This window comes from Allobacillus saliphilus (assembly GCF_018138385.1).
In the GTDB taxonomy this organism is placed as follows: Bacteria; Bacillota; Bacilli; order Bacillales; family Alkalibacillaceae; genus Allobacillus; species Allobacillus saliphilus.
Genome location: NZ_JAGSIE010000002.1, coordinates 1 through 21549 on the forward strand (window position 1 = coordinate 1; position 21549 = coordinate 21549).

General features: G+C 34.6%; 18 protein-coding genes. 16 read left to right on the top strand and 2 right to left on the bottom strand.

What is annotated here, in order from left to right; translation table 11 throughout:
* Positions 1-82: 82 nt before the first annotated feature.
* Complete coding sequence (locus KC820_RS00085; protein ID WP_212366971.1) at positions 83-778, bottom strand: CpsD/CapB family tyrosine-protein kinase; 696 nt, start codon at positions 776-778, stop codon at positions 83-85.
* Entirely contained in the window at positions 768-1499 is a 732-nt protein-coding gene (locus tag KC820_RS00090; protein ID WP_144163682.1) for a YveK family protein, read from the bottom strand. Before KC820_RS00090 ends, KC820_RS00085 begins: the two co-directional genes overlap by 11 nt.
* Positions 1500-1828: 329 nt before the next feature.
* Between KC820_RS00090 and KC820_RS00095 the strand changes: the two genes are divergently transcribed.
* The 16 genes from KC820_RS00095 (at position 1829) to KC820_RS00170 (ending at position 21517) form a co-directional block, all read left to right on the top strand.
* A complete protein-coding gene (locus KC820_RS00095) occupies positions 1829-3640 on the top strand; it encodes a nucleoside-diphosphate sugar epimerase/dehydratase (protein WP_212366973.1) in 1812 nt (603 codons plus the stop codon).
* 19 nt (positions 3641-3659) lie between these two features.
* A complete protein-coding gene (gene galU / locus KC820_RS00100) occupies positions 3660-4541 on the top strand; it encodes a UTP--glucose-1-phosphate uridylyltransferase GalU (RefSeq protein ID WP_212366974.1) in 882 nt (293 codons plus the stop codon).
* A 682-nt stretch (positions 4542-5223) separates the two neighbouring features.
* Positions 5224-6354, top strand: coding sequence for a DegT/DnrJ/EryC1/StrS family aminotransferase (locus tag KC820_RS00105; RefSeq protein WP_212366975.1), 1131 nt, complete (start codon positions 5224-5226; stop codon positions 6352-6354).
* On the top strand, positions 6354-6998 hold the full coding sequence (locus KC820_RS00110; RefSeq protein ID WP_236782442.1) for a sugar transferase: 645 nt from the start codon (positions 6354-6356) through the stop codon (positions 6996-6998). The genes KC820_RS00105 and KC820_RS00110 overlap by 1 nt, the downstream gene beginning before the upstream one ends.
* Positions 6995-7615: an acetyltransferase gene (locus KC820_RS00115; protein WP_212366976.1), complete on the top strand. Its 621-nt coding sequence runs from the start codon at positions 6995-6997 to the stop codon at positions 7613-7615. Before KC820_RS00110 ends, KC820_RS00115 begins: the two co-directional genes overlap by 4 nt.
* 24 nt (positions 7616-7639) lie before the next feature.
* On the top strand, positions 7640-8776 hold the full coding sequence (locus tag KC820_RS00120) for a glycosyltransferase family 4 protein (protein ID WP_212366977.1): 1137 nt from the start codon (positions 7640-7642) through the stop codon (positions 8774-8776).
* A gap of 11 nt (positions 8777-8787) precedes the next feature.
* Positions 8788-10173, top strand: a complete 1386-nt coding sequence (locus tag KC820_RS00125) for a nucleotide sugar dehydrogenase (RefSeq protein WP_212366978.1) — start codon at positions 8788-8790, stop codon at positions 10171-10173.
* 2 nt (positions 10174-10175) lie between these two features.
* A complete protein-coding gene (locus KC820_RS00130) occupies positions 10176-11150 on the top strand; it encodes an SDR family oxidoreductase (RefSeq protein ID WP_212366979.1) in 975 nt (324 codons plus the stop codon).
* A 6-nt stretch (positions 11151-11156) separates the two neighbouring features.
* The gene (locus KC820_RS00135; protein ID WP_212367042.1) at positions 11157-11978 is read left to right on the top strand and encodes a glycosyltransferase family 2 protein; all 822 of its coding nucleotides are present in this window, start codon (positions 11157-11159) and stop codon (positions 11976-11978) included.
* A gap of 38 nt (positions 11979-12016) precedes the next feature.
* On the top strand, positions 12017-13204 hold the full coding sequence (locus KC820_RS00140; RefSeq protein WP_212366980.1) for a glycosyltransferase: 1188 nt from the start codon (positions 12017-12019) through the stop codon (positions 13202-13204).
* Positions 13205-13392: 188 nt separating this feature from the next.
* Positions 13393-14886 carry an O-antigen polysaccharide polymerase Wzy gene (gene wzy / locus KC820_RS00145; RefSeq protein ID WP_212366982.1) on the top strand — a complete coding sequence of 498 codons (1494 nt, stop codon included), beginning with the start codon at positions 13393-13395 and terminating at the stop codon, positions 14884-14886.
* Between the two features lie 182 nt (positions 14887-15068).
* Positions 15069-16781 carry a tRNA lysidine(34) synthetase gene (locus KC820_RS00150; RefSeq protein WP_212366984.1) on the top strand — a complete coding sequence of 571 codons (1713 nt, stop codon included), beginning with the start codon at positions 15069-15071 and terminating at the stop codon, positions 16779-16781.
* A 142-nt stretch (positions 16782-16923) separates the two neighbouring features.
* Positions 16924-18111, top strand: a complete 1188-nt coding sequence (locus KC820_RS00155; RefSeq protein ID WP_212366985.1) for a lipopolysaccharide biosynthesis protein — start codon at positions 16924-16926, stop codon at positions 18109-18111.
* Between the two features lie 32 nt (positions 18112-18143).
* Positions 18144-19097, top strand: a complete 954-nt coding sequence (locus KC820_RS00160) for an ATP-grasp fold amidoligase family protein (RefSeq protein ID WP_212366986.1) — start codon at positions 18144-18146, stop codon at positions 19095-19097.
* A gap of 34 nt (positions 19098-19131) precedes the next feature.
* Complete coding sequence (locus KC820_RS00165) at positions 19132-20493, top strand: UDP-glucose dehydrogenase family protein (RefSeq protein WP_212366987.1); 1362 nt, start codon at positions 19132-19134, stop codon at positions 20491-20493.
* On the top strand, positions 20483-21517 hold the full coding sequence (locus tag KC820_RS00170) for an SDR family NAD(P)-dependent oxidoreductase (RefSeq protein ID WP_212366992.1): 1035 nt from the start codon (positions 20483-20485) through the stop codon (positions 21515-21517). The genes KC820_RS00165 and KC820_RS00170 overlap by 11 nt, the downstream gene beginning before the upstream one ends.
* The last annotated feature ends 32 nt before the right edge of the window (positions 21518-21549 follow it).

A 21549-nucleotide genomic window follows, 5' to 3' on the forward strand; every position in this document is an offset into this window, starting at 1 on the left:
AATAAAATATGACTATGTAAATCAATCATTTGATTTAACCTCCTAAAACAAAGTCTCATAGGGCTTCCTATGAGACAGGTGTTTATGTTCCATAATAATAGTAATAGTTTGTTTCGTTAAATGATCGGTCATTTAAAACGACTCCAACAATATTTGCCTGTGCTTGTGTAAGCAACTCTTTCGCCTTGACGGCTGCGTCTTTCTCGGTTTGTTTACTACGAACAACGAGTAATACACCATCGACAGCGTTAGAAATAACTTGTGAGTCCGTTACAGCCAATACGGGTGGTGTGTCGTAAATAACTAAGTCATAACTACTTTCAGCATTTTTCATAAATCGTTTCATGGATTTCGACCCTAATAATTCAGATGGATTCGGTGGTACTGGACCACATGGAAGGACGCTAAGGTTCGGGATATTGACTGCTTGTGCAGCGTCTTCTAATTCTTTGTCGCCAATTAGAAGGTTGCTTAATCCAAATGTGTTCGCAACCCGAAACGTATAATGAGTAGTCGGCTTCCGCATATCGGCATCAACCAATAAAACTTTCTTCCCCTGTTGGGCAAAAGCAATTGCTAAGTTTGAAGCGGTCGTACTTTTCCCTTCCGATGGGCTGGAAGAAGTCACAAGCAAAGACTTCAGCTCATTGTCAATGGCAGAGAATTGTAAGTTTGTACGCAGTGTTCGGAATTGCTCTGAAATCGGAGACTTCGGTTGATCACGCATAACCAACGTTCTGGAAACTTGGGTTTTCGTTATTGTTTTTCTACGCGCCATGTTTTGCACCTCTTCCTCTCGCTGTTCGAGATGGGTCAGTAATTGTATTCGCATCCATCGTCGGCACAACACCCATTACTGGAAGTTCAAGCAACTTTTCAATATCCTCTTCTGTTTTAATCGTCGTATCCAAATATTCAAGCAAGAAAGCAAGTCCTACACCGACCATTACACCGAGCACAAAGGCAATCGCAATATTCAACGTGACATTTGGACTAACTGGAGCGGGGTTATCACCAACGACCGCAGCAGACAAAATACTCACGTTATCGACATTCATATATGTAGGAACGGACTCTTTAAACACTTCAACAGTTGTATTTGCAATATTGGCAGCAACAGCAGGGTCTGTATCTGTAGCTGTTACATTAACGACCTGTGAATTCTGAGCATTTGCGACACTAATTTTCGAAGCTAACGCACCGTTCGATAGATTCAAATCCAGTTCTTCAATAACTTGGTCCATAATCGCCGGACTCGTAATGATTACATTATATGTATTGATCATTTCAACGTTCGTTCGTATGTCATTAATATTCACTTCTTGAGTTGGCTCTGATTGACTGACGATAAATTGAGATGAAGCTTCATATTTTGGAGTTAAAATGAATAAAGTGATGAGGGCACTGACTAAGACAGCGGCAACTGTAATTGCGATAATTAACTTCATACGCTTTTTAATGACTTGAAAAATCTCTTGTAAAGATATCGTTTCTTCCATGATGACCTCCAGATTCAGTTAATAAAATCGTACATATGTGGAAATTATATCACATTTCTAAACAATTCAAAGGTAATTTAACAAATTTTGTCGAATCAAATGTGTAATTAAATGAGTGCGTTTCCATCCAATAAAAGACACTTTTTTATATAATAATTCCAAATACCCTTGTAATTTTAGGAAATAATTTGTACTATAGTAGCAGATAAACAGGAAAACATACATAAAAAATTCCTAAATGAGCGTCTAAAGTACTAGATACATAATAATAAGAAATAGTTTAGAGAGATAACCTTAATAGAACGAACGAGGAGAAAAGGTGGTTGTATTTGACGTATCCAAAAAGACTAGCATTGCTTGTTGTTGTTGATACACTGATTGTGGCTTTCTCCATATTTGCGAGTGCTTACTTAACTTATAACCAACTGGTTGACTGGAAATCAATTGTTGCCACGTCAATAATCTTACTACTCTCTCATCATATCCTTGCACTTTATTTTGGCTTATACCGAAAAGCCTGGGAGTATGCGAGCATAGGTGAATTAGTAACGATTTTTAATGTCGTCGGCTTGTCGATTGGTGTCGCAGCAATCGGTCAATTGGTCGTCTTAGATCAAATGATGATTCGTGCATTATTAGCAACGTTCATGTTACATATTTTATTCATCGGCGGAAGTCGTTTTGCATGGCGTGTCTTTCGGGACCGCTTTTTATCACGTATGACGGGTAAAAAGCGTACGCTCATTATCGGAGCGGGCGCTGGTGGTGTCATGGTCGCTCGCCAACTTGCGGGTAGCCAGGAATCAGAATTAAGACCAGTAGCATTTGTTGATGATGACCCGAAAAAGAAGCGCGTACAAATTTTAAACGTGCCCGTAGCCGGAAAATTAGACGATATTGAAAAAGTTGTAGAAGAATATCGAATCGAACATATCATATTTGCCATTCCATCCATTCCAAAAGCTCGTGCGAATGAAATCTATCAACATTGCTCAAAGACCGGTGTAAAAACGCAGACCATTCCTAAGTTTGAAGACTTAGTAACTGGAAAGGTGAGCGTAACGGAACTTCGAGATGTTGATATTGAAGATTTATTAGGCCGTGAGCCTGTAAAGTTGGATATGCAGAAAATCGGAATGAATATACGAAACAAAACCATCCTCATTACAGGGGCTGGTGGATCAATCGGTTCAGAGATTTGTCGCCAGATTGCTAGATTTGAACCAAACCAATTATTATTACTCGGACATGGTGAAAACAGCATTTATCAGATTGAACGCGAATTACGTGGGAAATGTAAAGAAAAGTTTGAAATCATACCGATTATTGCTGACGTACAAGATCGCAAGCGTATAGTTGAAGTGATGGCATCTTATGAACCCGATGTCGTATACCATGCTGCCGCGCATAAACATGTGCCGTTGATGGAATTTAATCCAATTGAAGCGGTGAAAAACAATATTATCGGAACGAAGAATGTTGCTGAAGCGGCTGATCAGTATGATGTTGATACCTTTGTACTTGTTTCAACTGACAAAGCGGTAAACCCGACAAATGTCATGGGTGCAACGAAGCGTGTTGCTGAAATGATCATTCAAAACTTAGCGCAACACAGTAATACCAAATTCTGTGCGGTTCGATTCGGAAACGTATTAGGCAGTCGCGGGTCCGTTATACCTCTATTTAAAGAACAAATCGCCAATGGTGGACCAGTGACGGTCACCCATCCGGATATGACGCGCTATTTCATGACGATTCCAGAAGCGAGTCGTTTGGTCATCCAAGCGGGAGCACTTGCGCGTGGAGGAGAAATCTTCGTTCTCGATATGGGTGAACCAGTGAAGATTGTTGACTTGGCAACTAACTTAATTCGTCTAACTGGGGCGAACGAAGAAGAAGTGAAAATCGAATTCAGCGGCATCCGTCCCGGTGAAAAAATGTATGAGGAATTACTTGGTGAAAATGAAGTGTCGGACGAGCAAGTATTCCCGAAAATTTATATTGGAAAGTGCACCTTTGATGAAGTCGAAGGAATTCGCGATCAAGTATCTGAATTCTTAGAGCTGCCAAATGCACAAATTAAAGATAAATTGATGCAAACGATTGAACCAGAAAGAAAACGAATGAAGGAATTTGCTTAAATTATTTGGGGGTTACATGATGAAACCTGTGAAAAAAGCAATTATCCCTGCAGCAGGACTAGGGACTAGATTTTTGCCAGTAACGAAAGCATTACCTAAAGAAATGCTACCGATTATTGATAAACCAACGATTCAATATATTGTTGAAGAGGCAATTGAATCGGGAATTGAAGACATCATCATTGTTACCGGTAAAGGAAAACGAGCGATTGAAGATCATTTTGATAAATCATATGAACTCGAAGAAACACTCCTTAAAAAAAACAAACTCGAAATGTTGGATAAAGTAAATCAATCATCCAACGTAGACATTCACTACATTCGTCAAAAAGAACCAAAAGGGCTAGGTCATGCCGTATGGACCGCGCGTAAATTTATCGGCAATGAACCATTCGCCGTTTTACTTGGTGACGACATTGTGCGTTCTGAAAAACCGGGACTAAAACAATTGATTGAACAATACGATGAAACAGGTAAATCAATTATTGGTGTACAAACCGTCCCGGACGGAGAAACAGACCGTTATGGAATTATCGATCCGAAAAGCAATGAAGGAAGACGTTATGAAGTCGCTCAATTCGTAGAAAAACCAGCCTTAGGAGAAGAACCATCCAACCTAGCGATTATGGGTCGTTACGTATTAAACCCTGAAATTATGAATTTGCTTGAAACTCAAGAACTTGGAGCAGGTGATGAAGTACAGTTGACCGATGCGATTCAACGTCTGAATGAACAACAAAGCGTATACGCCTATGACTTTGAAGGACGCCGCTATGATGTAGGGGAGATCAAAGGCTTTCTGAAAACAACCATTGAAATGTCATTAGAGCGAGAAGATATTCGTACAGAAATGTTGGACTTCATGCAAGCATTATTAGAGAAAGAAGCAATGGTGAAATAAAAATTTACCCCCTAATTACATAGGGGGTAAATCCCTTTATAACAATCAACAGGTAATGTCTCAAACACCTTTATCATTTGAGACACTCGGCCATGCTGTGGGTACTCATTACCTTAGACACCAGTTGTCAGTAGTGTGGTGTGAGGGTGGATTAGATGCCCAAGTAAATTTCTTAAACATACATAATAAAATGAAACAATACAATACATAAAAAATCATATTAAGAAGCAAATCGAACGAAATACAAGTTATTAAAGGAAAGACTTAACCGTATTTTAAGTAATACTTTTCTTATTAATTCTGTATGTCATTTCTATGAGCTTGATTAATTTATAGCCATATAATCCATGAAAGTGAAGAAAAGATATGCAATGGGGAACTGACTATCGTAGTTAGGTTGAGTGCTGGAAACCTTGCGGGATAAGGGTTTGGGGCATTTTTGTTGAGAATAATAGATTGATTGAATGGTATAAATAATAGGAAGAGACCCGGTAAAGGGTGATTAAGAAGTGAATACCTATTTCGTATTTGTTCGGTAGATTGAATAGATATTACGAGGAAAGTATTGGATATGGATAGTATTTTAGTGGTTTAGTAGTTGGTTGGAATGAGTAAATTATTGATTCTAATTATGTCCTAATCTACTAAAATAATTACTTAACAATGGAAGGAAGTCTAGAAGATGGGATCAACTAAAGCGAAAGAAAGAATAAATCTCGCTTCACCACATATGAGTGATGAGGGTTATGAATTGCAATATATAAAGGAAGCTTTTGATACAAACTGGATTGCGCCTCTTGGTGAAAACGTAAATGGATTTGAAAGAGAACTAGCTGAAAAGGTTGGTTCTAAAGCTGCTGCAGCACTGTCTTCAGGAACAGCTGCTATTCACCTAGCTCTTAAAGCAGCAGGAGTCGGAGAAGGAGATATTGTTTTCTGTCCAACACTTACTTTCTCTGCTACTGCAAATCCAATTATCTATCAAAATGCTATCCCTGTATTTATCGATAGTGATTATGAAACTTGGAACATGAGTCCTAAAGCTTTGGAAGAAGCATTTGAGAAGTATCCAGAAGTAAAGGCAGTTATTGTTGTTCATCTATATGGCTTGTCCGCTGATATGGATAAGATAATGGATATTTGTAAGAAACATAATGTTGCGGTTATAGAAGATGCTGCTGAGTCTTTAGGTACTTACTATAAAAGTAAGCATACAGGGACTTTTGGTGATTATGGCATCTTCTCTTTTAATGGAAACAAGATTATCACAACTTCTGGGGGTGGAATGCTTGTTTCTAATAATGAAGAGAGAATTGCTAAGGCAAGATTTTGGGCGACTCAATCCCGAGACCAAGCAAGGCATTATCAACATAGCGAATTAGGATTTAATTATCGGATGAGTAATGTTGTTGCTGGGATTGGTAGAGGGCAGCTTAAAGTATTGGATCAGAGAGTTGCGAAGAAAAATTATATCTTTGATTTTTATAAGAGAGAACTTGGTGGGCTTGAAGGTGTTGAATTCATGCCTAGTAATGATTGGAATGAACCAAACTACTGGTTAAGCTCAATGACTTTGACAGGTAAGGTAAGACCAGTAGATATTATGAAGGCCCTTGAAAAAGAGAATATTGAATCAAGACCAGTGTGGAAGCCAATGCATATGCAGCCATTCTTTGAGAAATATGATTTTGTTGGAACGGATGTATCGGAGAAATTGTTTGAGAATGGTGTATGTTTACCTTCTGATACGAAAATGACGGATGAGGACTTAGAAAGAGTTGTGAAAACTATTAAGGGGTTGTGGTTTAAGTAATGAATAATTCCAAAGGTAAAATTTTTAGAAGATTCATAAAAAGACCGATGGATTTCATACTATCATTAATTGCCATTATTGTTCTTAGTCCGATACTTCTAGTAGTTGCAATTCTTGTGAGAACAAAATTGGGTAGCCCTGTTCTTTTTAAGCAAAAGAGACCTGGGCTAAATGAAGAGATTTTTATGATGTATAAGTTTAGGACTATGACGGATGAAAGAGATAATAAAGGGGAGTTACTACCTGATAGTGATAGGTTGACGAAGTTTGGTAGGTTACTACGTTCTACATCTCTTGATGAACTACCGGAACTTTTTAATATTTTGAAGGGTGATATGTCCATTATCGGCCCTAGGCCACTATTGGTACAATATTTGCCATTGTATAACAATCATCAAAAACGACGTCATGAAGTAAGACCAGGGTTATCTGGTTTGGCGCAGGTTAGTGGTAGAAATGCGATTAGTTGGGAAGATAAATTTAATCTCGATGTTGAATATGTGGACAATGTAAGCTTTATTGAAGATTGGAAGATAATTTTTTTGACCATAAAAAAGGTTTTCGTTAGAGAGGGTATTAATTCAGAAACTGCTGCTACGATTGAGCCTTTTAAGGGAACCGAAAAGGAAAGAATGGAATTATGAAAAACAAACTTCTTATAATTGGAGCAAGTGGACACGGCAAAGTAGTTGCTGACATTGCATTAAAAATGAATAAATGGCAGAATGTTCACTTTTTAGATGATGACAAAAGCATCAAATCGTCTATGGGTTTAGAGGTCATTGGAACTTCAGACGATGTTTTTACGCATATAGATGATTACGAAATATTTGTTGGTATTGGGAATAATACTACGAGACAAAGGGTTCATGAGATGATTGAAACATTTGGGGCTAGTATTCCGGTATTAATTCACCCGAGTGCAGTAATTGGAAATCAAGTGGATGTGGGAACTGGGACAGTTGTAATGGCAGGAGTAGTTGTTAACTGCTGTACTAAAATAGGTAAAGGTTGCATTATCAACACTGGCTCTACAATAGACCATGATAACAATATTGAAGATTTTGTTCATATATCACCGGGAGCTCATTTAGCAGGGACAGTTAATGTCGGACAGGGATCATGGTTAGGAATAGGTAGTGTAGTAAGTAATAATGTAAATATAACCAGTGGATGTCAAGTTGGAGCTGGTTCTGTTGTTGTTACGAATATAACTGAATCAGGAATTTATGTTGGAGTTCCTACGAAAAAAATAGAATAATGTAGAAGGTGGGGAAACCATTCAATGAAAGTATTCATTTTGGGAAGTTATGGACCTTCTTTAGTAAATTTCCGGGGAGACATGATTAAAGCTATGGTTGACAATGGCCATGAAGTAGTAGCATGTGCACCTGACGATAATGGAGATATAGAAGAAAAAATATTAAAGCTAGGTGCCAGATATCTATCGATAAATATGAATAGAACTGGCATGAATCTCTTGAAAGATATTGCTTTGGTGAGCGATATTGTAAAAAAACTTAAAAGCGAAAAGCCAGATGTCTTCTTGTCTTATACTATTAAACCCAATATTTACGGAACATTAGCAGCTCATTTATCTGGTGTTAAAAATATATATGGACTGATGACTGGTGCGGGGTCTGTTATTCGTGGAAACACCTTAAAATTAAGAATGATACAAAAAGTGTTAGTTCCCCTGTATAAGTTGGCTTTTAGTAAATGTAAGGCCTTATTCTTTTTAAATGTCGATGATTTAGAGTTGTTTAAAAAGAGGAAAATTGTTGATAAGCAAAAGGTTGTTGTAATAGGAAGTTCTGGAGTAAATCTAAGTTTATTTAATAAAAGACCTTTAAAAAATACTGATACTTTCCTGTTTATTGCCAGGTTAATAAGAGATAAAGGTATATATGAGTTTCTAAACGCTGCAAAAATTGCAAAAGAAAAGCGACCAACTATGAAATTTAAAATACTTGGTCCGTTTGATTCAAATCCTACCGCAATTACGCCTGGAGAACTGAAGAAGTGGACAGATGAAGGTACTGTAGAATATTTGGGTAAAACTGATGATGTCCGTCCGTTTATTGAGGATAGTTTTGTGGTCACACTTCCATCATATCATGAGGGACAGGGAAGAGTCCTGGTTGAAGCCATGGCCATGGGACGTGCAGTTATTGCCACAGATGTTTCAGGTTGTAGACAGACAGTAGATGATGGACAAACTGGATTTTTGGTACCTCTTAAGAATTCAGATATTTTGGCTGAAAAAATGATAAAAATGTATGATAATCCAGAGATGACAATAAAGATGGCCGAAAAAGGATATAAAAGGGCAACTGATATGTTTGATGTAAATAAAATAAATAATATTATTTTAGAACACATGGAACTGAAGAAATTAGATAAACAATATAAGATAATGTAGGAGTGGTAAATATGACAATCTATGAAAGAATTGTTACTAGAGATGAGAAAATTTCTATAGTTGGCCTAGGTTATGTAGGGATGCCAATAGCAGTTGCATTTGCAAAAAAGGTTGGAGTAATTGGCTTTGATGTTAATAAAGAAAAAATTGAACTTTATAAAAATGGTATAGACCCTACAAAAGAAGTGGGGGATGAAATAATCAAAAACACTACTGTTGATTTTACTTCAGATGAAACGAGACTTAGGGAAGCTAAGTTTCATATTGTAGCAGTGCCAACTCCTGTTAAAGATGACCATACACCTGATTTAACACCAGTGGAATCTGCTAGCCGTACTTTAGGCAGAAACCTAACAAAAGGTTCGATCGTTGTCTTTGAATCTACTGTTTATCCAGGTGTAACTGAAGAAATCTGTGTTCCAATTTTAGAAAAAGAATCAGGACTTAAGTGTGGAATAGATTTCAAAGTTGGTTATTCACCAGAAAGAATTAATCCTGGTGATAAAGTTCATAGGCTAGAGACTATTGTAAAAGTTGTGGCAGGCCAAGATGAAGAAACCTTAGAGACTGTTGCGAAAGTATATGAGTTAGTTGTAAAAGCTGGTGTGTATAAAGCAGAAAGCATTAAAGTGGCTGAGGCTGCAAAGGTTATAGAGAATGCACAACGTGATATAAATATTGCTTTTATGAATGAGCTTTCAATTATTTTTAATAAAATGAGCATTGATACAAAAGCAGTGCTTGAGGCGGCAGGAACTAAATGGAACTTTCTCAATTTCTCGCCTGGACTAGTTGGCGGCCACTGTATCGGAGTAGATCCATACTACTTAACGTATAAAGCTGAGCAAATGGGTTATCATTCCCAAATTATTCTTTCAGGAAGAAAAATAAATGATGATATGGGTAAATATATAGCTGAAAGCACAGTTAAGAAAATGATTAAGGCAAATAAACAAATAAATGGTGCAAAAGTAGCTATTTTTGGTATTACATTCAAAGAGAATACTCCTGATGTACGAAATACAAAAGTAGTAGATGTAATTAAAGAATTGGAAGAGTACGGAGTAGAAGTTAAAGTCGTGGATCCTGCAGCCGATAAAGAAGATTTGTGGCATGAATATAGAATTAATCTCTACGAAATTGAAGATATAAAAGAAATGGACGCAGTTATATTTGCAGTTCCACACGAGGAGTTCAAAGCTCTAAGTTTGGAAGATGTTATAGCAATGTTTGGATCTTCAGATTGTATCAATACTGAAGTAATGGCTGAAATTGCAGCAACATCTGAGAGTGTATTAGATCTTGAGAGTAATAATAGCCGTGTTTTAATTGATATTAAAGGATTATTTAATCGAGAAGAAGCTGAAAATGCTGGTCTTTTATATTGGAGGTTATAAAATTGGGATATAAAAGTATAAGTTTTCCAGAAGGAACTAAATTTTTAGTGACTGGATCAGCTGGTTTCGTTGGTTCGAATTTAGTAGAGGCAATACTTAATTTAGGTTATCAAGTTAGAGGGCTTGATAACCTTTCAACTGGAAAAAAAGAAAATATAGAAGAGTTTATCAATAATTCTAATTATGAATTTATTCAAGGAGATATCCGTGATCTTGAAACATGTATGAAAGCCTGTGAAGGTGTCGATTTTGTTTTACATCAAGCCGCTTGGGGAAGCGTTCCAAGAAGTATAGAGATGCCATTATTATATGAAGAGATTAACATAAAAGGTACTTTAAACATGATGGAAGCTGCTAGACAAAATGGTGTGAAGAAATTTGTCTATGCATCGAGTTCATCAGTTTACGGTGATGAGCCAAATCTCCCTAAACAAGAAGGAAGAGAAGGTAATCTTTTGTCACCTTATGCTCTTACCAAAATGGTAGATGAGGAGTATGGAAAGTTATATACAAAATTATATAATCTTGATACGTATGGTTTACGCTATTTCAATGTTTTTGGTAGAAGGCAAAATCCAGAGGGAGCATATGCAGCTGTTATTCCCAAATTTATTAAGCAATTACTTAATAATGAACAGCCAACTATTAATGGGGATGGTAAGCAGAGTCGGGATTTTACTTACATTGATAATGTTATTGAAGCAAACCTGAAAGCATGTAAAGCAAATCATAATGCTGCAGGACAAGCCTACAACATAGCTTATGGTGGAAGAGAATTTCTTATTGATATTTATGCTCAATTATTAAATGCTTTAGGTAAAGATATTCAGCCTATTTTTGGACCAGATCGGAAAGGTGATATTAAGCATAGTAATGCAGATATTAATAAGGCAAGAGAGATGCTAGGGTATGATCCAAAATGGAGTTTTGAAAGAGGTATTCAAGCTGCAATAGAGTGGTATAAGGAGAATTTATAAATTATGATGAATTTGAAGCCTAAAGTATCAGTAATTATGTCCGTTTTCAATTGCGAAGATACTATTGATGAAGCAATTGAATCCATCTTAAACCAAACTTATTCTAATTTTGAATTGATAATTTGTGATGACTGTTCTACGGACAACACATATAACAAAGTTCTATATTATAAAAAGAAATATCCCGACAAAGTAGTTTTAATTAAGAATGATCAAAACTCAAAGCTCTCTTTCTCTTTAAATCATTGTTTAAAGTATGCAACAGGTGATTATGTTGCTCGTATGGATGGAGATGATATTTCTTTACCAATGAGATTAGAAAAACAAGTTGCTTTTTTAATGGAACACCCTGAATTTATGGTAGTTGGTACAAATATGCAGAGATTTGACACTGAGAGAAAATATGGTCAGGTTAAAGTTCCAGCCCGACCCCATAAAACAGTGTTAAAAAGTAGCGTACCATTTTGCCATGCAACGATTATGATGAGAAAAACTGCATATGATAAGCTGGATGGATACACTGTCTCCAAAAGAACTGTTAGGGGACAGGATAGAGATCTTTGGTTTCGATTTTATGCAGAAGGATTTGATGGCGCAAATATACAGGAGGCTCTGTATATGGTTCGAGAAGATATGAATGCTGTGAAAAGACGTACGTTTAAGGTGCGTTGGAACAGTATGTTAACTTCAATAATGGGTTATAGATTATTGAAGTTTCCTTTGAAAGATTATCCTTTCGTATTCTTGCCATTAATAAAGGCATTTATACCTAGTTCAATTATGCATCGGTATCACAGGAATAAGCAAGAAAAGATAATTAAAGGATAAACCCAAATAGAAGTTGGTAAAAGAAAGTGTGGTATTGAATGAAAAGTATAATGTTATTTATCGGTTCTTTATCAGCTGGTGGAGCAGAACGAACAGTGTCAAATCTATCATTGAATTTGTCTAGTGATATAGAGAAAGAAATAATTATATATGGAAAGAATCCTGTAATAGACTACCCATATGGTGGACAGTTAGTAGAATTAGATGACTTAGAGAAAGGTAACTTATTAAAAAAAACATATGCTTTCCTATATAGGATTAAAGCGATAAAAAGAATGAAAAGGCTATATAATAATAAGACAATAGTAAGTTTTTTAGAATACCCTAATTTGATAAATCTAATGACATACAAACATGGCAACACAATTATATCTGTAAGAAATCATATGTCGACTAAACACCAAAAGGGAATAAAGAGTTTTTTTTGGAATATGACAATTAAATTCTTATATAACAAAGCAGATAGCGTAATTGCTGTTTCGAAAGAAATAAAGAAAGATTTAGTGAATTTTTATGGAATCGATAAAGAAAAAATTAGAGTTATTTATAATTCGTATCCTATTGAAAAGATAAAGAAACTTTCACAAGAGGTAATTGAACACGAATATAAATATATCTTTGATCACCCAGTAATTATTACTGTAGGAAGTCTAACGAAACAAAAAGGACATTGGCATTTAATAAGGTCTTTTAAAAAGATCAAGAAGGAAGTACCTAATGCTAAGCTTGTAATTCTGGGTGATGGCCATTTAAAGCCATATTTAAAACAGCTATCTATTGATTTATCCATCGATAAAGATGTTCACTTTCTGGGGTTTCAAAAAAATCCATTTAAATACATCTCTAGTTCAAAACTATTTGTTTTGCCTTCCCTCTATGAAGGGTTTCCGAATGCTTTAGCAGAAGCAATGGCATGCGGTGTACCAATCGTTTCATCCGATTGTTTATCTGGACCTAGAGAAATATTGGCTCCAGATGAATTTAATGTAGAGAATATAAGTTATGAATTAAAAGAAGACAGATATGGTGTTCTAATTCCAGTTTGTAATGGAATTAGATACGGTGCAGTAGAACATCTAACAAAGGAAGAAGAAATTATGGCAGAGACTATGATTTCTTTATTAAAGAAGCAGAAGGTAATGAATCATTTTTCTTCACAAGCATTGAAAAGGATGGAAGACTTTAATTTAAACAATATTATTAAAGAATGGGAAAGTATACTTTAATAATATGAATTAAAGATAATTATGGTCAAATATAGTTGATTTATCTGTGTAGGTGAGAGTGATAATTCATATCTTTAATTTAGTAGACTTTATTGACAAGCTATTAAAATCTTCACATATAGTATGAATCAAAATTTTTGACTTCTCTATAGTAGTTCATAATTTTTAGAAAAAAAGCGGGGGTAAAAATGCAAAGTCAAAAGATTAAGCTAAGAACACAAAGATTAAATAAAGAAGTTGGCTTTGTAACCTTTTTTCTTTCAATCTTAGTATATGTACTATATTTACTCACTTTTTCCCTGGTAAATGCAAATCAAGATTACAGTATATGGGTATTTTTGTTAAGCTGGCTAGGCATTTTCCTATTCCTGTATATATGTTTCTCATGGTATCTAATCACAAATGTTGTTTTTACACCGTATACTATATTTATGCTCTTTTTATTTTTATTTAATTATGGCCAACCATTTTTATGGGCTTTCGGTATTCACGACTTAGCGGAGATAGGTAAGTCAAGTTTATATAATTTTGGGGCTGCAAGTACTAGTGATATTATGAAAGCACAAACTTTTACGTTAATATCTACATTAATGTTCCATACTGGAGCAGTTTTTTGCTACAAAGAAGGAAATAAACGTAAACTTGAAAAGACTAAGCGAAGCTTAAATCAATATGAAAATCCGATAATTCTAAAATCTATATATTATACATGTTTTATCGTAGGGATCGTAGTTTTTCCAGTAACTTTAATATATTCCTTTTTGGACCTTCAAATTTCATTAACACATGGATATCATGCTCTTTACTATTCTGAGTATGCTAGAACCGGGATTAATCTTACTATATTAGAAACATTATTTTTCCCTTGTCTAGTCGGATTATTAATTGGTAGTAAATATAATAAAAAGGTTACTTTTTACGTCTACATTGTATTTGCGCTTTTTATAATATTTAGTGCACTTTCAGGAGATAGGGGTTCGTGGGTTTACAAAGTAATAATACTAGTTTGGCTTCGACATGTGTGTTATAAGCCAATAAACCTAAAAAAAACAATCCAGTATGGCACTCTGTCTGTTATAGCTTTGTATATTGTGGATGTTTTAAGATCCTTAAGAAATACTGGGATTAGCATAGAAGCAGTAATTCACTCTTTAAACCTCGAAAACAACCCATTTAAATCCACCATCTTTGAAATGGGAGGTTCAATGCAACCTCTAATTGTTCTACAAAAATATGGTTGGGATGTATGGCCGTATGCTAATACTTATTTTACTGCAATAACTGGGATGATAACAAATAAAATAACCTATTTGTTAGATATCCCATTCTCTCTAATCGGTAGCTGGTTCTCGGATTATTTGGGCATAACATGGGGGGCTGGTTTTTCAATGTTCGCAGAGGCTCTTTTAAATTTCGGACCAATATTTGCCCCTTTGTTCATGATAATAATGGGTTATATAATAACATCTTTTATTTATGTTAATAAGAGAATTGATTATAAAACAAGTCCATTTAAAGTTTTCTTTGTTGCTGCAACATTGCATTCCTTTATTCCTGTTGTAAGAAATTCTTTTCACCTGCTCCTAAAAAATTGGTTGTATGGTGTGATAGCTCTTTGTATTATCATTTTGATTTTTAATGCTTTACAACGAAAATTCTCAAAAAGGTATATAGCTAATTAAGGCTATGTAATTTTATTAAACTATGCTTTTATAATTCCTTTAATGCATATCATTTTTTTACTAGGACATTATGTAAAATACAAATACAAAACATAAAGTATGTTAGGATTAAGCGTTATAAAAATGCAGGGTTATCTAATTTATTATCTGATAAGAGAGTCTGTTAAGAAGGTGTGTTCATTATGTCAAAAATGGTTATGGTCTGTTTTAAGGAGAAACCCAGAATAGACCAGATTATATATAAATTAAATAAAATGAATGAAAGGTTGATCCCTGACAATATCAAGGAATCAAAACCAAACATTCTTAGTCCAAACCCAAAGTTATTAATGGCTGTTTATAGTCAAAATAGTACAGTTTTACAATCACCAGACAATGCAGCAATTTGTCTTGGTACGGTTTTTGGAAATAGTAATTGGGAAAAACCGGGTTTACAAGCCCCAGACGGTACGTATGCGTTAATTCGAAGTAATGATAAATATGTTGAGGCTGTTTCGGATATGATTGGTTCGAGAACCATTTGGTATTACATGGACCAGGATAAATTTATTGTATCTACTTCCCAGAGGGCAATAATAATGTTAGTAGGTAGTTTTGAATTAAATGAAAAAGTGATTCCATGGATGCTGTCAGCCGGAAATCTTGGTCCAAGTCTTTCGTGGGATAAAAGGATTCAATGCCTCCCTCCAAATTCGATAGCAAGCCTTAATAGAAATGAATGGAGGTTAAATGTTTCCACTTCTACGGCAGTATTTGACGCCACAGAACAAACTACTCAAGAACATACCATTAGATTAGAAAAAGCTATACAAGAGACATTTAATGACATTAATATTAAACCTGACCAATGGGTTATTCCGTTATCTGGGGGGTATGACAGTAGAGCTCTTTTATTATTTTTAAAAGAAAAGTACAATTTAGAAACAATTACTTGGGGGACGGAATCTTCCCTTTCTATGAAACATAGTGACTCACAAATTGCCAAAGAACTTTCAGAATACCTTGGGATAAAAAACTCTTTTTTTTTATTAGATAAAAAAGATATCAGTGCAAAAACAATATTAAATCGATTTATTCAAAATGGTGAAGGCCGTATCGACCATTTGTCAGGGTACGTAGATGGTTTTGATTTGTGGAAAATGCTTCATGAAAGAGGAATTAAAGGAATCATTAGAGGTGATGTGCCTTGGCCAACATCTTACCCAATGGATGAAAAAGATTTAAGAAGAATATTAGGCCTTAGTTTATGGACTGATTATATAAATTTACCACATCCTACTCAGTTTGATATACCAGATCAAGATTTTCCTGAGGAATTTTCAAAAAAGGAAAATGAATCCCTAGGAGGTTTACGAAATAGATTATATCAAAACGTGAGAATGCCACTTATCTTGGCAGCACTAAATGATTTGAAGACACCCTATATCGAGTTAACTAATCCTTTTTTATCTAGGAAGATAATTGAAGTAACTAGATCGTTGCCAGAAAACTTGTTAAAAGATAAACAGCTCTTTAAAGAAATTATTAATAAGCACAGCCCTGCAATAGGATATGCGAAGTATTCAGCAAATGAAGAAAATGGGGATATATTACAGAAAGAATCGATGAAGGAATTACTTATTGAAGAAATAACTCATAATGGAGATAGTGTTTTTTCGGATACTTATTTAACATTTATTCTTAATAAACTCCGGAATCAAGATAATACTGTGAGGGTGAACTATATTAAAAGGATAAAGTCTTTGATAAGCCCCTATATTTCAAAAAGGTTTAAAGCACAAATTAGGAACCATGTAACAAAGCAAAATATGGATTTTAATGTATTAGCTTTTCGGTCGGTTATTATAATAAAAATGAAACAGTTATTACAAGAGGATATGAAATTCCTAAGATAATAACTATAGCCTCCTAAATTTAATGTTTATTTGATAATAACAATATAAATGAATTAAGATTTTCTATCTATAAGAAGGCGGAATAATATTGGGGAAACTAATACATTTTTTTAAAAAAAGATTAAGGTTTATCATATTTTCAATGCTTAGAATTTTAACCATGGTACTAGGTTTAGTTACAAATATTATAATAGTGAGACAACTAAGTATTGAAGATTTTGGGGTTTTCTCTGTGGCATTAATGTTGGTTGGTTTGTTAACCACATTTGGGTTTAGCTGGAGCTCATCCTCAATACTTTACTATGGTAGTAAAGAAAAGGAACGGTTTGGAAGTATTAATAAAACCTTTTGGGCGAGAAATATAATAATTTTTGTAAGTTTAATAATAACTACTATGATTTTTATTCTATTTAGAAATCAGATTAATGCATATATAGGCTTAGATATTTGGTTTTTATTATTGTTGTGGTTATATGTTAGCGTTGTTGAAAATTACTTAAATCAGTACTTTTTAGCAGTTAATAAACAAATAATGTCTACAATGCTCTCTATCACAGCTAAGATATTCTATATTATTTTAATACTCTTTCTTCAGTTTGATGTTACCACATTAATTATAATACACATTGTTAGTCATGCCTCTGTAATTCTATATGTTTTAGGTGTTAACAGAAAAGATATTGGGAAATTTGAATTTGATAAATCTTGGTTTAAAGAGGTTCTTAACTTTTCACTTTGGCAATTATTTGGGTTTTCTGGATTATACCTTATTAACTTTGGGGATATCGCAGTAATCAAGTATCTCATGGACGATCAAAATGTTGGTATTTATAACGGAGCAAACCAACTATTTAACGCCATTGTGACATTTTCATTTGTTATTTCAAGTTATTTTGCATCTAGCGTATCAACTTATTTTGAAAAAAATGATGGGAGTGCAATTAAACAATTTTTTTATAAAGAAAGGTTTTATATAACTGGAGCTAGCGTTGTTGCCCATTTAATTGTAATCTTACTTTCTGAACCAATTATAGTAACATTGTATGGTGAGAGATATATTGAATCTGTTAGTGTGTTCAATATCTTAATGATTGGTAGTCTCATTAGATATATGGCTGTATTCTATACCTTATATTACAACACAAATAGAAAACATAAAGTACTTCAATACGTGAACATCGTGCGTGCTATTATTAATGTATTGTTAAGTTTTATATTAGTTAAGTGGTTTGGAATAATTGGAGCAGCTGTAGGTACCACATTGGCTATATTAGTTACATTTTTATTCTCTGTCTATTACTGTGAAAAACGAATTAAAGCATTTTTATAACCAATTAGTCCAAAGTTCAAGGAGGGGATCTTATGAAAACAATATTAAAAAAGTTATTTAATGAAAGTGAAATTATAATCTATCTATATGATAGGATTACGGGTGCTTATTTTAAAAATTTCATTTCAGATGAAAGATTAATAAGAAAGAAGTTCAAAAATAGATTAGGTAGGGATTTACAGTTAGATAATCCAGTTAAATTTAATGATAAGTTACAATGGTTAAAATTAAACTGGTATGATCCATTGGCTACAAAATGTGCCGATAAATATGAAGTGAGAGAGTTTGTATCAGAAACTATTGGAGAAGAATATTTGAATGAACTTTATGGTGTTTATGAGTCAGTAGATGAAATTGATATAGATAAACTACCGAACTCATTTGTCTTAAAGGGAACACATGGCTCCGGTTATAATGTTATATGCAAAGATAAGAATAAGATGAACTGGGATGAAGAATTTAAAAAAATGAGGAGATGGCTTAGATTAAATTATTTTTGGAAAGTACGACAATGGGTTTATAAAGACATAAAGCCAAGAATTGTATGTGAAAAATTTATTGAACAGGAAGAAGGGGCGGAACTACGTGACTACCGTTTTTTCTGTTTTAACGGTAATCCAAAATTCATAACTGTTGATTTTAGTATAACTAATAAGAAGAACACTAGAAGAAATCTTTATGATTTAGATTGGAACCTTATGGAGCAGGAAATAGCATATCCTAGAGAATTAAATTTAAAAGTTGATAAGCCTGATAAATTAGACAAGATGATTGAATTAAGTAAAAAATTATCAGCTAATTTTCCTCATGCCAGAGTAGATTTTTATTATATAGACAATAGAATTATTTTTGGTGAAATTACATTTTTTCATCAAGGTGGTATGGGAAAGATAAAGCCATTAGAATTTGAGGATGAGATGGGTAGTTGGTTAAAACTCCCTAAAAAACCAGCTATAACAGATACAAGTAATGGCAGAAATCTATAATATATAATACAGGATATTGAAAGGAGAGGGCCTAATGAACAAAATTGCAGTAGCCGGGACAGGATATGTCGGCTTAGTGGCCGGAATTTGTTTTGCTGAAGTTGGCCACCAAGTGACCTGTGTTGACATAGATGAAGAAAAAGTAAAATTAATGAAATCTGGGGTTTCTCCAATCTATGAAACTGGTTTAGAGGAATTAATGCAGAAGAACTATGCTGCTGGAAGAGTTGATTATACAACTGATTATCAAACAGCTTATAAAGATGCCGATGCCATTTTTATTGCTGTCGGTACTCCAGAACAGCCAGACGGATCTGCAAATCTATCGTATATTGCAACTGTTGCTAGACAAATTGCTGAATCGGTAGAAAAAGATTGTCTAGTAGTAGTTAAATCGACAGTTCCAGTTGGAACGAATGATAAAGTAGAACAGTTTATTCAGGACTTTTTAGTCAAAGATGTGAAAGTAGAAGTAGCATCAAACCCTGAATTCTTAGCGCAAGGTTCAGCTGTTCATGATACTCTTCATGCTGAGAGAATCATTATTGGAACAGAAAGTAAATGGGCTGAGGAATTGTTAACGAAAATATATAAACCGTTTCATTTACCGATTGTTTCAGTAAATAGAAGATCGGCAGAAATGATAAAATATGCGTCCAATGACTTCCTTGCATTAAAAATCTCTTATATGAATGATATAGCTAATCTTTGTGAATTAGTTGGAGCGGATATTCAGGATGTAGCTAAGGGAATGAGCTTTGATGAGCGTATTGGAAGTAAGTTCTTAAATGCAGGGATTGGCTTTGGTGGATCATGCTTCCCTAAGGATACAAAAGCGCTTGATTATATTGCTAAACAGAACGGTTATGATCTCAAAACGGTTAAAGCGGCTATTGATGTAAATAAAGAACAAAAAACAATGCTTTATAAGAAAGCTAGTAAAAGACTCATTACATTTAATGGTCTTAAGGTTGCGGTGTTAGGTTTAACTTTTAAGCCTGGAACGGATGATTTAAGAGAGGCAGCATCTCTTGAGAATGTACCTTTATTATTAGAACAAGGTGCAGATATCTATGCTTATGATCCTGTGGGGGCAGAGAACTTTGCTAAAGTTCATCCAGAAGGTAAAAGTGGAAAAGGTAGTATCACGTATGTTGCAAATATCGAGCATGCATTGGAAGGTGCGAATGTCTGCTTTATCTTTACTGAATGGGGCGAAGTAAAAGCATTAACACCTGAAACGTATAGGAAATTAATGAGAACTCCATTAGTATATGACGGAAGAAATATCTACTGTGTTGAAGAAATGCAAGAGGCTGGAGTAGAGTATCACTCAATCGGAAGAAAACCTTCAATTAGAGAAGCTGCTAAGGAGTCGAAGAATCTTGAATTATAAAACTCTTAACACTAGCAAAACATTTCTTATCACCGGGGCAGCAGGTTTTATTGGATACTACTTATCAAGAAAACTACTAGAACAGGGTTGTCAGGTGATTGGCATTGATAACGTCAATGACTACTATGATTTGAACCTTAAACATACTCGTTTGAATCAGCTAGAACCTTATGAGAAATTTACCTTTATTAAAGGCGACATATCAGATAAAGATATGGTAATGAAGACCTTTGAAGATTACAAGCCTAATGTTGTAGTAAATCTAGCTGCTCAAGCAGGAGTAAGGTATTCAATAGAGAATCCGGGTGTTTATATTCAAAGTAATATCATTGGATTTTATAATATCCTTGAGGCCTGCAGATATAATCCAATAGATCATCTTGTATATGCATCATCTAGTTCAGTTTATGGTGCCAATAAAAAGGTTCCATTTGAAGAAACAGATTTTGTAGATAATCCAGTATCACTTTATGCGTCTACTAAGAAATCCAATGAATTAATGGCACATACTTATAGCCATCTTTATAAGATTCCAGCAACAGGGCTTCGGTTCTTTACTGTTTACGGCCCTATGGGAAGACCAGATATGGCTTACTATACATTCACAAACAAGTTCTTCGCTGATGAATCAATTAAGATTTTTAACAATGGTGATTTTGAGAATGATCTATACAGAGATTTTACATATATAGATGATATTGTTGAGGGTATTGAAAGACTCGTTAGTCACCCACCTGAACAACAAGAAGATCATCCACCTCACCGCGTCTTTAATATCGGTAATAACACTCCCGTAAAATTAATGAAGTTCATTCATTCACTAGAGGATGCATTGAGTAGTTCACTAGGAAGAAAAGTAGAGTTCAAGAAAGAATTTGAACCAATCAAGCCGGGTGATGTACCAGCTACATATGCTTCGACGGATCGACTCTACGAGGCAGTTGGCTTTAAACCGAGGACTTCCATTGAAGACGGACTTCAGAAGTTTACGGATTGGTATGTTGATTATTATAGGAAGTTATAGGAAGAAATAAGCGAAAAAAAACACATCCACCA

What these genes read in the sequence shown, in the direction of transcription:
- KC820_RS00085 (WP_212366971.1), bottom strand. Translation starts at nt 778, where the DNA reads ATGGCGCGTAGAAAAACAATAACGAAAACCCAAGTTTCCAGAACGTTG.
- KC820_RS00090 (WP_144163682.1), bottom strand. Translation starts at nt 1,499, where the DNA reads ATGGAAGAAACGATATCTTTACAAGAGATTTTTCAAGTCATTAAAAAG.
- galU (WP_212366974.1), top strand. Translation starts at nt 3,660, where the DNA reads ATGAAACCTGTGAAAAAAGCAATTATCCCTGCAGCAGGACTAGGGACT.
- KC820_RS00105 (WP_212366975.1), top strand. Translation starts at nt 5,224, where the DNA reads ATGGGATCAACTAAAGCGAAAGAAAGAATAAATCTCGCTTCACCACAT.
- KC820_RS00110 (WP_236782442.1), top strand. Translation starts at nt 6,354, where the DNA reads ATGAATAATTCCAAAGGTAAAATTTTTAGAAGATTCATAAAAAGACCG.
- KC820_RS00115 (WP_212366976.1), top strand. Translation starts at nt 6,995, where the DNA reads ATGAAAAACAAACTTCTTATAATTGGAGCAAGTGGACACGGCAAAGTA.
- KC820_RS00120 (WP_212366977.1), top strand. Translation starts at nt 7,640, where the DNA reads ATGAAAGTATTCATTTTGGGAAGTTATGGACCTTCTTTAGTAAATTTC.
- KC820_RS00125 (WP_212366978.1), top strand. Translation starts at nt 8,788, where the DNA reads ATGACAATCTATGAAAGAATTGTTACTAGAGATGAGAAAATTTCTATA.
- KC820_RS00135 (WP_212367042.1), top strand. Translation starts at nt 11,157, where the DNA reads ATGAATTTGAAGCCTAAAGTATCAGTAATTATGTCCGTTTTCAATTGC.
- KC820_RS00140 (WP_212366980.1), top strand. Translation starts at nt 12,017, where the DNA reads ATGAAAAGTATAATGTTATTTATCGGTTCTTTATCAGCTGGTGGAGCA.
- wzy (WP_212366982.1), top strand. Translation starts at nt 13,393, where the DNA reads ATGCAAAGTCAAAAGATTAAGCTAAGAACACAAAGATTAAATAAAGAA.
- KC820_RS00150 (WP_212366984.1), top strand. Translation starts at nt 15,069, where the DNA reads ATGTCAAAAATGGTTATGGTCTGTTTTAAGGAGAAACCCAGAATAGAC.
- KC820_RS00155 (WP_212366985.1), top strand. Translation starts at nt 16,924, where the DNA reads ATGCTTAGAATTTTAACCATGGTACTAGGTTTAGTTACAAATATTATA.
- KC820_RS00160 (WP_212366986.1), top strand. Translation starts at nt 18,144, where the DNA reads ATGAAAACAATATTAAAAAAGTTATTTAATGAAAGTGAAATTATAATC.
- KC820_RS00165 (WP_212366987.1), top strand. Translation starts at nt 19,132, where the DNA reads ATGAACAAAATTGCAGTAGCCGGGACAGGATATGTCGGCTTAGTGGCC.